The organism is Streptomyces sp. NPDC047108 (assembly GCF_040643575.1).
Lineage (GTDB): Bacteria > Actinomycetota > Actinomycetes > Streptomycetales > Streptomycetaceae > Streptomyces.
On sequence record NZ_JBEYUP010000028.1, the window covers coordinates 1 to 13,892 of the forward strand.

The 13,892-nt window shown below is 72.0% G+C and carries 11 protein-coding genes; 7 read left to right on the forward strand and 4 right to left on the reverse strand.

The genetic code is table 11. The features are described 5' to 3' along the window. Positions 1 to 122: 122 nt before the first annotated feature. Complete coding sequence (locus ABZ822_RS30735) at positions 123 to 1,748, reverse strand: acyl-CoA synthetase (RefSeq protein ID WP_360861386.1); 1,626 nt, start codon at positions 1,746 to 1,748, stop codon at positions 123 to 125. A gap of 207 nt (positions 1,749 to 1,955) precedes the next feature. Between ABZ822_RS30735 and ABZ822_RS30740 the strand changes: the two genes are divergently transcribed. The 5 genes from ABZ822_RS30740 to ABZ822_RS30760 all read left to right on the forward strand — a co-directional run bounded on the left by ABZ822_RS30740 (position 1,956) and on the right by ABZ822_RS30760 (position 6,567). Then, on the forward strand, positions 1,956 to 2,756 hold the full coding sequence (locus ABZ822_RS30740; protein ID WP_360861388.1) for a crotonase/enoyl-CoA hydratase family protein: 801 nt from the start codon (positions 1,956 to 1,958) through the stop codon (positions 2,754 to 2,756). 264 nt (positions 2,757 to 3,020) lie between these two features. After that, complete coding sequence (locus ABZ822_RS30745; protein WP_360861390.1) at positions 3,021 to 4,007, forward strand: OB-fold domain-containing protein; 987 nt, start codon at positions 3,021 to 3,023, stop codon at positions 4,005 to 4,007. Next, positions 4,004 to 5,089, forward strand: a complete 1,086-nt coding sequence (locus ABZ822_RS30750; RefSeq protein WP_360861392.1) for a thiolase domain-containing protein — start codon at positions 4,004 to 4,006, stop codon at positions 5,087 to 5,089. Before ABZ822_RS30745 ends, ABZ822_RS30750 begins: the two co-directional genes overlap by 4 nt. Further along, entirely contained in the window at positions 5,086 to 6,252 is a 1,167-nt protein-coding gene (locus ABZ822_RS30755; protein WP_360861394.1) for a thiolase domain-containing protein, read from the forward strand. The genes ABZ822_RS30750 and ABZ822_RS30755 overlap by 4 nt, the downstream gene beginning before the upstream one ends. 75 nt (positions 6,253 to 6,327) lie before the next feature. After that, positions 6,328 to 6,567 (forward strand): DUF397 domain-containing protein, encoded by a 240-nt coding sequence (locus tag ABZ822_RS30760; protein WP_360861396.1) that lies wholly within the window; start codon positions 6,328 to 6,330, stop codon positions 6,565 to 6,567. A 142-nt stretch (positions 6,568 to 6,709) separates the two neighbouring features. On the opposite strand, the gene ABZ822_RS30765 is transcribed toward ABZ822_RS30760, so the two are convergent. Then, positions 6,710 to 7,414: a maleylpyruvate isomerase family mycothiol-dependent enzyme gene (locus tag ABZ822_RS30765; protein ID WP_360861398.1), complete on the reverse strand. Its 705-nt coding sequence runs from the start codon at positions 7,412 to 7,414 to the stop codon at positions 6,710 to 6,712. A gap of 203 nt (positions 7,415 to 7,617) precedes the next feature. Between ABZ822_RS30765 and ABZ822_RS30770 the strand changes: the two genes are divergently transcribed. Beyond that, positions 7,618 to 8,118, forward strand: a complete 501-nt coding sequence (locus ABZ822_RS30770) for a hypothetical protein (protein ID WP_360861400.1) — start codon at positions 7,618 to 7,620, stop codon at positions 8,116 to 8,118. Positions 8,119 to 8,214: 96 nt separating this feature from the next. Here ABZ822_RS30770 and ABZ822_RS30775 read toward each other — a convergent pair whose 3' ends face one another. Continuing rightward, positions 8,215 to 10,218 (reverse strand): N-acetylmuramoyl-L-alanine amidase, encoded by a 2,004-nt coding sequence (locus ABZ822_RS30775; protein ID WP_360861402.1) that lies wholly within the window; start codon positions 10,216 to 10,218, stop codon positions 8,215 to 8,217. 638 nt (positions 10,219 to 10,856) lie between these two features. Beyond that, positions 10,857 to 11,981 (reverse strand): aminoglycoside phosphotransferase family protein, encoded by a 1,125-nt coding sequence (locus tag ABZ822_RS30780; RefSeq protein WP_360861404.1) that lies wholly within the window; start codon positions 11,979 to 11,981, stop codon positions 10,857 to 10,859. A 236-nt stretch (positions 11,982 to 12,217) separates the two neighbouring features. Between ABZ822_RS30780 and ABZ822_RS30785 the strand changes: the two genes are divergently transcribed. After that, a complete protein-coding gene (locus ABZ822_RS30785) occupies positions 12,218 to 13,699 on the forward strand; it encodes a hypothetical protein (RefSeq protein ID WP_360861406.1) in 1,482 nt (493 codons plus the stop codon). Positions 13,700 to 13,892: the final 193 nt, after the last annotated feature.

The window sequence follows — 13,892 nt, forward strand, 5'->3', positions numbered from 1 at the left end:
CGGATCAACGTGCTGTTCGCAATGCTCCGCGACGGCACCTTCTACGAACCCAGAACCCCACGCCTCGCTTGACGAAAGACATAGAGGCACCCCCCGCTGACGGAACGTTCAGGCGCGGCCGTTCACGCGCGGCCGTTCGCCGCCACCGTCCGTGCCCAACGGTAGTCCGCCTTGCCGCTGGGGGAGCGCTGGATGAGCGGGGCGACGACCAGGCCGCGGGGGATCTTGTACCCCGCGAGCCTGGTCCTGCAGTGCTCCTGGATCTCCTCCAGCGTCGGCTCCGCCGCGCCCTCGCGCATCTGCACCACCGCCGACACCCGGTTGCCCCAGGTGCCGTCCGGCACGCCCGTCACCAGCGCGTCGTACACGTCCGGATGCGCCTTGAGGGCCTGCTCGACCTCCTCCGGATAGACCTTCTCGCCCCCGGTGTTGATGCACTGCGAGCCCCGGCCGAGCACGGTCACGACGCCGTCCGCGTCGACCGTCGCCATGTCGCCCAGCAGCACCCAGCGCGTTCCGTCCCGCTCGAAGAAGGTCTCGGCGGTCTTCTTGGGGTCGTTGTAGTAGCCGAGCGGGACGTGGCCGCACTGGGCGACCCGGCCGGGCACACCCGCCGCCGCGGGTTCCAGCGTGGCCGGATCCACCACCGTCGTCCGCTCGTTGACCTGGACGCGGAAGCCGGTCGCGGGCCCCGAGTCGTCCGTCGCCGTGCCGTTGAAGCCGGACTCGGACGATCCGAAGTTGTTGAGCAGGACGGCGTGCGGCACGAGTTCGCGGAAGCGGTTCCGTATCGTCTCCGAGAGCACGGCGCCAGAGCTGCTGACGCTGAAGAGGGACGAGGTGTCCGCGCCCTTCAAGGGCCCCGTCAGTGCGTCCACCAGCGGACGCAGCATCGCGTCCCCGACCAGCGACATGCTGGTCACCCTCTCCCGTCCGACGGTGCGCAGCACCTCCTCGGGTACGAACTTGCGGTGCAGGACGACCTTCTGGCCGAAGTGGAAGCCGATGAACGCGGTGAGCGTGGAGGTGCCGTGCATCAGAGGCGGGGTGGGGAAGAAGGTGATGCCCTCGCCGCTCGCGGCCACGCGTTCCGCCAGCTCCTCGGGCCGGGCGACCGGTACACCGGTCGGCGCCCCGCCGCCCATGCCCGCGAAGAACAGGTCCTCCTGACGCCACATCACGCCCTTGGGCATGCCCGTGGTACCGCCGGTGTAGATGATGAACTGGTCGTCGGCGGAGCGCGGTCCGAAGCCGCGCCCGGGCGAGCCGGCCGCCTCCGCGTCGGTGAACTCGACCGGAGGGACGGAGAGTCGGGGGGCGTCGGCATCCGGCGTTCCCGCCCTGATGAGGTGGCGCAGTGCGGTGGTGTGGTGCAGCGCGCCGGCCACCCGTTCCGTGAATTCGGCGTCGAAGACCAGCGCGGCCAGGTCGGCGTCGCGGTAGAGGTAGACCAGTTCCTCCTCCACGTACCGGTAGTTCACATTGACCGGCACAGCCCGGATCTTCAGGCAGGCGAGCACCGTCTGGAGGTACTCGACCCCGTTGTAGAGGTGGAGGCCGACGTGTTCGCCCGGACGGATGCCGCTGTCCGCGAGGTGGTGGGCCAGCCGGTTGGCCACAGCGTCGAGCCCGGCGTAGGTCAGCCGCCGTTCGGCGCCCGTGCCGGGATGGTCGACGTACACCAGCGCCTCGCGGTCCGGGACCACGTCGACGACCGACTCGAACAGGTCGGCAAGGTTGAACTCCACCGTTCCTCCTGATCCCGTCGTGGGCCGCTCCGGCGGACCGGACGTCTCCCGGAGCGTGGTCCCGGGGCCTCGGTCCGGTCATTAGAGCGTCAGCGGGCACAGGTGGGAAGAGCGCCGCCCAAGAAATCTGACTGACCATCAGAAAACTCTTGAACTGCCTCTCCGGCTCCTGCAACCTGTTCTAGGTCTCGAGACGGGAGGACTGTCATGGGCGGGACCGCGCATCTCACCGTGCGGCGCGAAGGTGCCACGCTGGTGCTCACCCTCAACCGGCCGGAGGCGAAGAACGCCCTCTCGCTGCCGATGCTCGTGGGGCTCTACGACGGCTGGCTGGAGGCCGACGCGGACGACGCCGTCCGGTCGGTCGTCCTGACCGGCACCGGCGGGGCCTTCTGCGCCGGCATGGACCTCAAGGCCCTCGCGGGCAACGGGATGGAAGGGCAGGAGTACCGGGACCGGATGAAGGCCGACCCCGACCTGCACTGGAAGGCGATGCTCCGGCACCACCGGCCCCGCAAGCCGGTGATCGCGGCCGTCGAGGGCCACTGCGTCGCGGGAGGCACCGAGATCCTCCAGGGCACCGACATCCGCATCGCGGGTGAGGGCGCCACCTTCGGCCTCTACGAAGTGCGCCGCGGCCTCTTCCCCATCGGCGGCTCCACCGTCCGCCTGCCCCGCCAGATCCCGCGGACGCACGCCCTGGAAATGCTGCTCACGGGCCGCCCGTACAGCGCCGCCGAGGCGTACGGCATCGGACTCGTCGGCCGGGTCGTGCCCGACGGCACGGCATTGCAGAAGGCCCTGGAGACCGCCGAACTCATCAACGCCAACGGCCCTCTTGCCGTCGAGGCGGTCAAGGCCAGCGTGTACGAGACCGCGGACTGCACCGAGGAGGAGGGGCTGAAGCGCGAACTCGCCCGTGGCTGGCCCGTCTTCGACACCGCCGACGCGAAGGAGGGCTCGCGGGCGTTCGCCGAGAAGCGCACGCCCGAGTTCCGGCGCGCCTAGCGACCGGCGTCTGCGTACGGCGATGGCCCGCGCCCCGGTGGCCGGCCGACGTACGGCCCGTCAGCAAAGCCCGGCGGGGACGGGCCTCCGCCCGCAGCGGCGGCGCCGACCGCCATCCGCACGGCGGCGCCGACCGCCATCCGCACCGGCGGCCAAACCGCCGCCCGCACCCGCAACCGCCGTTCCACGCCGTGCAGTTCGCGCCGACCGCGGGTGGACTCCCGCCCCGGCCGACCGCCGACCCCCGACCGAGGAGAGACACCCATGACACCCACCCCCGCACCGGAGGTGCTCCGCGCACCGCTGGTCGTGGAATTCCCCTTCACGCGCTCCCTCGGGCCGGTCCAGAGCGCCTTCCTCACCGGGCTGCGCGAGCGCACCGTACTCGGCGCCAGGACCGGCGACGGCCGGGTGCTCGTACCACCCGTGGAGTACGACCCGGTGACCGCGGCCGAACTCCGCGACCTCGTCGAGGTCGCGGAGTTCGGCACCGTCACCACCTGGGCCTGGAACCCCGCCCCCCGCCCGAACCAGCCGCTGCCCACCCCCTTCGCCTGGGTCCTCGTCCGCCTCGACGGGGCCGACACCGCCCTGCTCCACGCCCTCGACGCACCCGGTCCGGAAGCCGTACGGACCGGACAGCGCGTACGCGTCCGGTGGGCCGCCGAGCGCACGGGCGCCATCACCGACATCGCCTGCTTCGAGCCGTACGAGGACGGCCCCGGGGAATGCCTTGGCGGCGAGGGGCCGGAGGCTCGAGCCACCCCGCACAACGGTGCGTTCGACGACCCTGTGACCGGCATCGTCGCCGCCGCCCGCCTGGAGTACAGCTACTCGCCCGGCCGCGCGCAGACCCGCTATCTCGCCGCCCTCGCCGACCGCCGCATGACCGGCGAGCGCTGCCCCTCCTGCCGGAAGGTCTACGTGCCCCCGCGCGGAGCCTGCCCCACCTGCGGCGTGGCCACCGGCGAACAGGTCGAGTGCGGCCCCCACGGCACGGTCACCACCTACTGCATCGTCAACATCAAAGCCAAGAACCTCGACATCGAGGTGCCGTACGTCTACGCCCACATCGCCCTCGACGGCGCCGACCTCGCCCTGCACGGACGCATCGCGGGCATCCCGTACGACCAGGTGCGCATGGGGCTGCGCGTCGAACCCGTCTGGGCGGAGGGCGGCCGCTATCCCGACCACTACCGGCCCACCGGCGAGCCCGACGCGGACTACGACACGTACAAGGAGCTGCTGTGACACCGGACTTCCATGACGGCCGCCGGGACGTCGCGATCGTCGCCTTCGCCCAGACCCGCCACCGGGCCGACACGGCCGAGGTCTCCGAGGTCGAGATGCTGATCCCGGTCCTGGAGGACGTCCTCGGCCAGGTGGGCCTCAAGGCCGGCGAGATCGACTTCACCTGCTCCGGCTCCAGCGACTACCTGGCGGGCCGGGCGTTCTCCTTCACCATGGCCCTGGACGGCGTCGGCGCCTGGCCGCCGATCTCCGAGTCCCACGTCGAGATGGACGGAGCCTGGGCGCTGTACGAGGCGTGGGTCAAACTCCTCACGGGCGACGCGGAGACGGCGCTGGTCTACTCGTACGGCAAGTCCTCGCCCGGCCGCGTCCGCGATGTGCTGACCCGTCAGCTCGACCCGTACTACGTGGCGCCGCTCTGGCCCGACTCCGTCTCCCTCGCCGCACTCCAGGCCCAGGCGCTCATCGACGCGGGGGAGACGGACGAGCGGGCGCTCGCCGGGGTCGTCGCGCGCAGCCGCGCCTCCGCCGCGGACAACCCGTACGCGCAACGGAGCGACCCGGCCGACGCCGGTGAACTCCCCGCAGAGGACTACCTGGTGCGGCCGCTGCGCCGCCGCGACGTGCCGCCCGTCGGCGACGGCGCGGCCGCCGTCGTCCTCGCCGCGGGGGACACCGCGCGCCGGCTGTGCTCCCGTCCCGCGTGGATCCGCGGCATGGACCACCGCATCGAGGCCCACAGCCTCGGCGTACGGGACCTCACCGACGCGCCGTCGGCCCGCCTCGCGGCCGAGCGGGCCGGCGCCTTCGAACGGCCCGTGGACACCGCCGAGTTGCACGCTCCCTTCACCTCGCAGGAGGTGGTCCTGCGCAAGGCGCTGCGGCTGGGGCCCCACGTGGACGTCAACCCGTCGGGCGGCGCCCTCGCCACCAACCCCGTGATGGCGGCCGGGCTCATCCGGCTCGGCGAGGCCGCCGCCCGCATCCACCGCGGCTCCTCCGACCGCGCCCTGGCCCACGCCACCTCCGGCCCCTGCCTCCAGCAGAACCTGGTCGCCGTCCTGGAAGGGGATCCGGCATGAGCAAGGAACCCGTCGCCGTCGTCGGGATCGGCCAGACCGAGCACGTCGCCGCGCGCCGCGACGTCTCCATCGCCGGACTCGTCCGCGAAGCGGCCGTACGCGCCCTGGAGGACGCCCAGTTGACCTGGGCGGACATCGACGCCGTCGTCATCGGCAAGGCGCCCGACTTCTTCGAAGGCGTCATGATGCCGGAGCTGTACCTCGCCGACGCGCTCGGCGCGGTCGGCAAGCCCATGCTCCGCGTCCACACGGCCGGATCGGTGGGCGGCTCCACCGCGCTCGTCGCCACCAGCCTGGTCGCGGCCCGTATCCACGGGACCGTCCTCACCCTCGCGTTCGAGAAGCAGTCCGAGTCCAACGCCATGTGGGGGCTCTCGCTGCCGATCCCCTTCCAGCAGCCGCTGCTGGCCGGCGCGGGCGGCTTCTTCGCCCCGCACGTACGGGCGTACATGCGGCGCACCGGCGCACCCGACGCCGTCGGCTCGCTCGTCGCCTACAAGGACCGGCGCAACGCCCTGAAGAACCCGTACGCCCACCTCCACGAACACGACATCACTCTGGAGAAGGTGCAGTCCTCGCCCATGCTCTGGGACCCCATCCGCTACTCCGAGACCTGCCCGTCCTCCGACGGCGCCTGCGCGATGGTGCTGACCGGGAGGGAGGGCGCGGCGCGGGCCCCGTACGCGCCGGCCTGGGTCCACGGCGGCGCGATGCGCAGTGAGCCGACGATGTTCGCGGGCAAGGACTTCGTCTCCCCGCAGGCGGGCAAGGACTGCGCCGCCGACGTCTACCGGCAGTCGGGCATCACCGATCCGCGCCGTGAGATCGACGCCGTCGAGATGTACGTACCGTTCTCCTGGTACGAGCCGATGTGGCTGGAGAACCTCGGCTTCGCCGAGGAGGGCGAGGGCTGGAAGCTCACCGAATCGGGTGTCACCGAACTGGACGGCGATCTCCCCGTCAACCCTTCGGGCGGAGTTCTGTCCACCAACCCCATCGGCGCATCGGGGATGATCCGGTTCGCCGAAGCCGCCCTGCAGGTCCGCGGCCGGGCGGGGGAGCACCAGGTGGACGGCGCGCGGCGGGCGCTCGGCCATGCGTACGGCGGTGGCTCGCAGTTCTTCTCGATGTGGCTGGTCGGCTCCGAACCCCCCGGCGCGTAATGCCGTTGCGGCCTGTGCGCCTCCCCTCACGATCGCTAGGCTGACCGGGGTAGACGAACCGGGAGGAGCACGGACGTGGCCGACAGCACCACACAACAGCCACTGGCGGAGTTCACCAAGCCCAAGCTCGATCTGAGCAACGCCGAGTGGCAGTCCAGCAGCCAGGGCACGGGTGATGTCCAGATCGCCTTTGTCGAGGGCTATATCGCGATGCGGGACGGCCGCAACCCGGAAGGACCATCGCTCGTCTTCACCCCCGCTGAGTGGCGCGCGTTCGTCCTCGGCGCGCGGGACGGGGAGTTCGACCTCACCTGACGGGCGGAGACCCCGGGGCAGGACATCGCACCCGCGCCGTGCCGGCTCATCGAGCGGGCACGGCGCGGGTGCGTCGGCGTTTCCTCGTCGCTTCCCCACGGGGCGTCCTGGGTGGGGCGTTCCCGCGGTCATGGCCCGATGGTCACGGCCAGGGGCCGAGCTCCGGAAGAGGCGCGGAGCCGCTGTCGAGGGTGCTGTCGAGGGCGCTTTCGGGGGTGCGGCCCGCCATCCACGCCGTCAGATCGCTCAGCGCACCGCGCACGGTCACCGCGTCGGGCCCGGTGCCGACGGCGTACACCTCCGGACCGTCGGTCGCTCTCAGCGTCAGCCCTCCCGCGGGGCCTCGCGGTGCGAGGAAATCCAGCGCATGGGTGCAGAACGGGCGGGACCAGTCGCGCGGCGCATGGCCGATGAGGGCATCCGCGGTGTGGATCTCCAGCTCCCGCCACCAGCACAGCAGCGCCGCGGTCACCTCCGCGTCGCGATAGCGGACGGGCCGCGACCAGTCGCCGGGCCCGAGCGCCGACCACACGGTCCCGGCCTCGGCGAGCACCGCCAGGACCGCACGCCGCAGTTCCTCGGCCGTGCGGCGCGCGCCCGCCTCGATCGCGGCGTCGCGCGCCGGGCGTCCGCCGTCGTACACCTCGATCAGCTCGCCCCGGGCCGCGTACGCCGCCTGCCGGGCGAGGGCCGCGCCCACACCTTCGAGGTGCGAGAGCACATGCGCCCGCGACCAGCCCGGGAGCGCACTCGGTCCACGGACGCTCGCGTCGGTGATCCCGTCGAGCAGGCCGGCGAGTCGGCGTTGCGCGGCGAAGACCTCGGCCAGAGGTGATGTCGAGACCACAGTGGTATCCCCCTTCTCGCAGGTCCCGACCGTATCTCTCACCCCCGGCCGGTGATCGCGGGCCCTTCCTCTGCGGGCCGCGTATCCGGGCCGCGGCCGGTTCGAGATGCGGTGCTTCCGTGCCGGATCCGTGGGGCCCGGGCTCGTGCCCGCGCGCCCGTGCCCCGGAACGCCGGCGGGGCCCGGGCACGTACCATGTCCGCATGTCGTTCCTCCGCCGCCGCAGCGCAGCCACGCCCACCGGGCCGGACTTCGACGTCCTGGCGATGGATCCCAGCGACTGGCCCGGCAACCTGGGCGCGGGCCTCCTGCCCGCCCCCGACGGAAGCTGTCAGGGCGTCTTCCTCCGCTACGACCTGTTCGGCGGACGCGGCCCAGCGATGATCATCGGGAATCTGCCCGAGGGCTCCCCGGCGCGGGAACTGGGCGAGGGCCAGCCCCCGTTCGAGGTGGCGCAGCTCCTCGTCGCGCTCGGCAACGAGGAGCCGGTGCATGTCGTCGAGACCGAGGACACGCCCGTGATGCAGGAGGACAACCTCCTCATCGTCAAGCGCATCGTGGTCTCCGAGGAGCGGATCTCCTGCGTCCAGTTCGACCGCAGCGACGGCGTCCTGGTCACCATCGCCAGCTGGGACCGGCCGATCACCGAGGACCTGTACGCGCTGCTCAAGCCGCTTCCGGCGGAGATGTTCCAGCAGTCCTGACGCCGTCGGCCCTGCACCGGCCGCCCGTCCGCACAGGAGAGCCGCCGCCCGGCCCGGCCGGACGGCGGCTCCCCGTGTCCTCCTGGTGTTCCGCTCCTACGACGCGGAACGGCGCACGGTCACGTCGTCGGCCTTCACGAACGCCACCCGGTGCCCGAGCTGGATCTGGTAGTACTCCAGCTTGCCCCGCACCACTGTGTGATTCGTCGTGTCGAACGTGGTGGCCCAGTAGTACTCACCGCGCGTCTTCAGCCCCGCCGCGTACTTCTGGCCGGGCAGGAGCTTGTACGGCAGCGGGTCGAGCGGCTGGACGGTGATGCCGTCCGGGTAGGCCGCCTTCTCCGGGTAGGCACGCCCGTAGACCGGGACCTCCTTCAGGCCCTTCCTCGGCGTGAGGACCACGCCCCGGGCGGGCACGGCCGTGGGCTGTGTCCGCGGGTCGTGGAACCACGCCTTCTGGCCGAGATACCAGATCGCCGTCCAGTCGCCCTTGCGCTCGGCCACCCCGTACTGCTGGCCGGTGGTCGCCCGCGCTCCGATGTCGTTGACGCCGGTCGTCGAGTCCGAGCCGTCGGGGCGCAGTCCGATGTCCTTCACCAGCGGCGCGTCCGCACGCGGCTCGGTGTGCAGCCGGACGGCCGCCGAACCGTGGTCGGGGCAGGTGTCGTCGCCGGCGTCGGTGCAGCCGGTGTAGACCGGCCGGTTCCCGGCGTAGTCCGGGAGGATCGTCACCAGGTCGCTGCGCGCCCCGGCGGTGGCCCTCAGCGGTGCGCCCAGCAGCCGGAAGTAGTGCGCCCAGTCCCAGTACGGTCCCGGGTCGGTATGCATGGCGGGGACGGTCATGGAGATGGGGCCGGGGACGTTGTCGTGACCCAGGATGTGCTGCCGGTCCAGCGGGATGTCGTACTTCGAGGCCAGATACCGCACCAGCCGCGCCGAGGCGCGGTACATCGCCTCCGTGTACCAGGCGTCCGGTGCGATGAGGAAGCCCTCGTGTTCCAGCCCGATGGACTTGGAGTTGATGTACCAGTTGCCCGCGTGCCAGGCGACATCCTTGTTCGCCACATGCTGGGCGGTGTGGCCGTCGGAGGAGCGGAGCGTGTAGTTCCAGGACACATAGCTCGGGTCCTGGACCAGCTCGAGGGCGGAGTCGTAGTAGCCCTCGACGTCGTGGATGACGATGTGGTCGATCTTCTGGCTGCGCGGGCGGTTCGCCTTGTCGTGGTTGCCGTAGTCCAGCTCGTCGCCCTCGCCGAACTCCGCGTACGGCGCGGGGAACCACTCGCAGGCCACCGTCCGCGGGCACTCCGCCTTCGTGGCGTCCACGGTGCGCAGGCCCAGCTTCCGGCTCTGCTCGGTGTCGGGGGCGACACCGGGCGCGGCGGCGAGGACGACGCGTCGGCCGCTGTCGGTCGTCCGGGACGCCCCAGTGCGGATGACGTCGAAGACATCCGTGGCGTACGTCGAAGCGGTGGTCCTGTCGTCCGCACCCGAGAAGCGGGCCACGGCGCCGTACCACTGGGCGGGGTCGGCACTCAGCGGCAGGCCGAGCTTCTTCTGCGCCGCGGCGAGCAGGGCCGCACCGCCGCGGATGTTCGCCGACGCGTCGTCGCGCAGTTCCCCGGGGGCGAGACCGGTCAGCTCGGCGGCCCGGTCCAGGGTGCGCAGCCGCGCGGGCAGTTCGCCCGGCCCGGGCATGGCGCGGGTGAGCACCCTGGCCGGCCGGGAGTCGTCGCCGCGCGGGTCCTCGGAGCCGTGGGCGTGGTGAGGCGCCGTGGCGATGGCCGTGCGGGCGTCCGTGAGGTGCATGGGGCCGTAGCCGCCCGAGACGCTGGGCGCGCCGCCGTGCGTGTCCCAGCGGGATTGCAGATACGCGACGCCGAGCAGCACGCTCTGCGGCACGTCGTACTGCCGGGCGGCGTCGGAGAAGGCCCGCTGCAGGGAGCCGGTGGAACCGGCGCCGGGGGCGGGCAACGCGGCCGACGCCGGCGGCGCGGCGGAGATCAGAGGGAACAGCAGGGCGGCGGTCGCCGTGGCGCCCGCCGCCCGGGTCATGCGTCGACGTGCGGTTCTCGCACGGTCGGCAACGGATCCTCGCATGCAGCCTCCTCGGGCTGAGCTGTGCCAGGTGGTGCGCAGACGATGGGTGGGGAAGCCGGTACGTGGGACGGCCCGGCCGTGTCTTCTGGATCAGCTCGGGCCCGCGACGCCTGGCACGGCTCCCCCAGAGCTTCGCCTGGGGGGGGCACACGCTGCGTTGTCGGAGCATCCGAGTAGGCCCACTACGAGGACACTCCTCCGCCTTGTCCCCAGCTACCGCTGGGAGGTGCCCCCAGCACCGGACGCGGCGGGCTGATCCGAGCTCATCCAGAAGACACGGCCTAGAGCTATCGCTTGACCGACGATCCGTCAATCATGCCGCGTGGAGGGATCGTCGCACGTCATGAAGGCTGTGAGGACTTCCGGAGTGACCCGCTCCGACCTGCGGCGCGTCAGTGGCGTGGACCAGTAGCGCCAGTTCCGGGACAGCACGAAGCGGCGCATCCGGACTCCCCCGGTGGGGGTAGTCGGGATGCGCCGCTCGGTGTCCCTCACGGCTCGGGCGCCCCGGCCCGCGGCCGCCGAGCCTCCATGTGGCGGGAACGCCTCGCGCGCGGCCTCAGGAATTCCCGTGCGCCCGGAACTTCCTGCGTCCCGCGGCGCCGTTCGTGTGAACGGCGCTCAAGGGCGCTGCGTGCTCAGCGGGTGCCGACGGCCGCCCTCACCGCCCGCCGTGCCATGGCGCAGTCGTCGTACAGCCTGCGCAACAGCAGCCGCTGCTCCTCGCCGGACGAGCCGGGGGCGGGGGGCGTGGTCGGCGTGGGCTCCTGCATCGTGCGCTGCACGGCCGTCTCGTACGTACGGATCTCCCGGGTGAGCACCAGCATGAGGTTCACCAGGAAGGCGTCCCGCGAGGCCGGGCCGGGGGCCTGCGCGATCTGGCTGATCTGGCGCCGCGCCATGGGGGCGTCCCCCAGCGCGGCCCAGAGGGTCGCCAGGTCGTAGCCCGGCAGGTACCAGCCGGCGTGCTCCCAGTCGACGAGCGCCGCGCCGGCCGGGGAGAGCAGGAAGTTCGAGAGCTGGGCGTCGCCGTGGCAGAACTGGCCCTGGCTCTGCTTGCCGGAGGCGTGCGCCACCCCGTGCAGAAGCTTCTGCAGGTCCCCCATGTCGCGGTCGGTCAGCAGGCCGAGCTCGTGATAGCGGGTCAGACGCCTCGCGTAGTCCAGCGGGGCGTCGAACATCCCGGCCGGGGGCCGCCACTGGTTCACCCGGCAGATGGCGCCGAGGGCCGCCCGTACGTCGGTACGCGGCGGGGCCTCCACCGGGTGCCGCTGCAGGGAGAGGACGCGCCCGGGCACCCGCTCGATCACCAGGGCGCACTGGTCCGGATCCGCGGCGATCAACCGGGGCACCCGCACAGGCGGGCGGTGCCGGACGAACGCGCGGTATGCCGTTATTTCGTGGCGGAAGCGTTCGGCCCAGGCGGGCGAGTGGTCGAGTAAACACTTGGCGACGGCAGTGGTGCGGCCGGTGGTGCCGACGAGAAGCACCGAACGGCCGTTGCGCCGCAGGACCTGCACCGGATTGAACTCCGGGCAGATCCGGTGCACCGACGCGATGGCGGTGCGGAGCTGTGCGCCCTGGGAGCCGGACAAGTCGATTCTCCCGCTGAGGGGCCCCGGTCCGAGCCCCGGCGCCCGCCGAACACGCCCGCCCATCGCCGCCCCCACGGCGTGCGTCGGGTCGAGGTACGGGCCACCGCCGGTCTGGTGCGTACGGTGCGGCCGGGGAGGGGCGGACACGGAGGACGATGCTGCGTGCATGGGCGAAACAGATCCCTTCGTGCGCCGACGAGTTGTGCGCGCACTCCCGGATCCGGAGGGCCGGTCGCACCCTGGGGAGTGCGATCCGGGCTCCGGGCCGGGGAGGCGCGTTTCTAACAGACACCCGGCTGCGGGTGGCACACCATCTGGCGCACCCTGGCGAACCCTGGCGAATAGTCGCCTGGCCCGTGACGGGCGGTTACTGTCAACACAGCCGAGGAACCTGGGGGCTTGACGTGACCAAGGAACCCAACACCAGACTCTCGGATCTGTTCGGTCTCACCGGCTGGTCCAAGGGGGAGCTCGCGCGGTTGGTCAACCGGCAGGCGGGTGCCATGGGGTATCCGCAGCTGGCGACCGACACCTCGCGGGTGCGGCGTTGGATCGACACCGGCGAAGTGCCGCGCGATCCGGTGCCGAAGGTACTGGCGTCCTTGTTCACCGAGCGCCTCGGCCGTGTCGTGACCATCGAGGACCTCGGGCTCGCCAGACATGGGCGTGCAGGGAAGCGGCAGTCCACGGACGGGCTTCCGTGGGCGCCGGACCGAACAGCCGCGGTCCTCACCGAATTCACGGGAATGGACCTCATGCTCAACCGACGCGGCTTGGTGGGCGCGGGCGCCGCGCTCGCCGCAGGCTCAGCACTGACCAGCGCCATGTACGACTGGCTCCACACCGACCCCGCCCTCGCGGCCGACCGCGTCAGGGGCGGCGCACCATCCACCGCGGAACCCGCGGGCCACGACCGCTACGAGGCGGCTCCCGTCGGCTCGCAGGAGATCGAGGCGCTCGAGCGTTCCGTCGAGGTCTTCCGCGCCTGGGACGCCGCCCGCGGCGGCGGGCTCCAGCGCAAGGCCGTGGTTGGCCAACTCAACGAGGTGGGCGGCATCCTCGCCTACCGCCACCCCGATCACCTCCAGCGCCGGCTGTGGGGGGTGGCCGCCAACCTCGCCGTTCTCGCCGGCTGGATGTCCCACGACGTGGGTCTGGAGCCCACGGCGCAGAAGTACTTCGTCATCGCGGCCCACGCGGCCCGCGAGGGCGGTGACCGGCCGCGCGCCGCGGAGGCGCTCTCCCGTGCCGCCCGCCAGATGGTGCATCTCGGCCGTCCCGACGACGCCCTGGACCTGATGAAGCTGGCCAAGTCCGGTGCGGGCGAGCAGATGTTGCCGCGGACCCGGGCCATGTTCCAGACGATCGAGGCCTGGGCGCAGGCGTCGAAGGGACAGGTCCAGGCGGTCCACCGCACGCTGGGTGAGGCGGAGGACATGTTCGTCTCGGACAAGGGCGACGTACCGCCCCCGAGCTGGATGCAGCTCTTCAACGAGGCGGATCTGCACGGCATGGAGGGCCTGGTCTACCGCACACTCGCGGAGCACGACCCGTCCGTGGCCTCCATCGCGCACCGCCACGCCAAACAGGCACTGGACATGCGGGAGAACGGCCGCCAGCGTTCGCAGATCTTCGACCACATCTCGATCGCCTCGGCCTGCTTCATCGCCGACGACCCCGAACAGGCCGACCGTTACGCCCGGATGGCGCTGCTCAGCATCGGTGACACCTCGTCGCACCGCACATGGGACCGGTTGCGCGAGATGTACCGGCTGACGGGGCGCTTCGCCGACTACTCCAAGATCGAGGATCTGCGCATGGAGATCGAGCAGGCGCTTCCGAAGGCTCCGGGCAAGGCCGCCAAGGGGAGCAGCGCCACCGTGTGAGGGAGATCCACCGCCGCCGCGCGGTGGACACCTGCGCGGTGCGCCACGGCGCGGCGCACCCGGCACGAGGGGATCACGGCGCGCGTCCGCGACGCGTAGGCGTGTCCGTCCGCGACGCGTGGACGCGTACGAGGACGTCCGGCGCTCCGTACGCCATGCGGGAGGCGGGAGACCGATCCCCGCGTCAACGCGG

What these genes read in the sequence shown, in the direction of transcription:
- ABZ822_RS30740 (WP_360861388.1), top strand. Translation starts at nt 1,956, where the DNA reads ATGGGCGGGACCGCGCATCTCACCGTGCGGCGCGAAGGTGCCACGCTG.
- ABZ822_RS30745 (WP_360861390.1), top strand. Translation starts at nt 3,021, where the DNA reads ATGACACCCACCCCCGCACCGGAGGTGCTCCGCGCACCGCTGGTCGTG.
- ABZ822_RS30755 (WP_360861394.1), top strand. Translation starts at nt 5,086, where the DNA reads ATGAGCAAGGAACCCGTCGCCGTCGTCGGGATCGGCCAGACCGAGCAC.
- ABZ822_RS30770 (WP_360861400.1), top strand. Translation starts at nt 7,618, where the DNA reads ATGTCGTTCCTCCGCCGCCGCAGCGCAGCCACGCCCACCGGGCCGGAC.
- ABZ822_RS30775 (WP_360861402.1), bottom strand. Translation starts at nt 10,218, where the DNA reads ATGCGAGGATCCGTTGCCGACCGTGCGAGAACCGCACGTCGACGCATG.
- ABZ822_RS30780 (WP_360861404.1), bottom strand. Translation starts at nt 11,981, where the DNA reads ATGCACGCAGCATCGTCCTCCGTGTCCGCCCCTCCCCGGCCGCACCGT.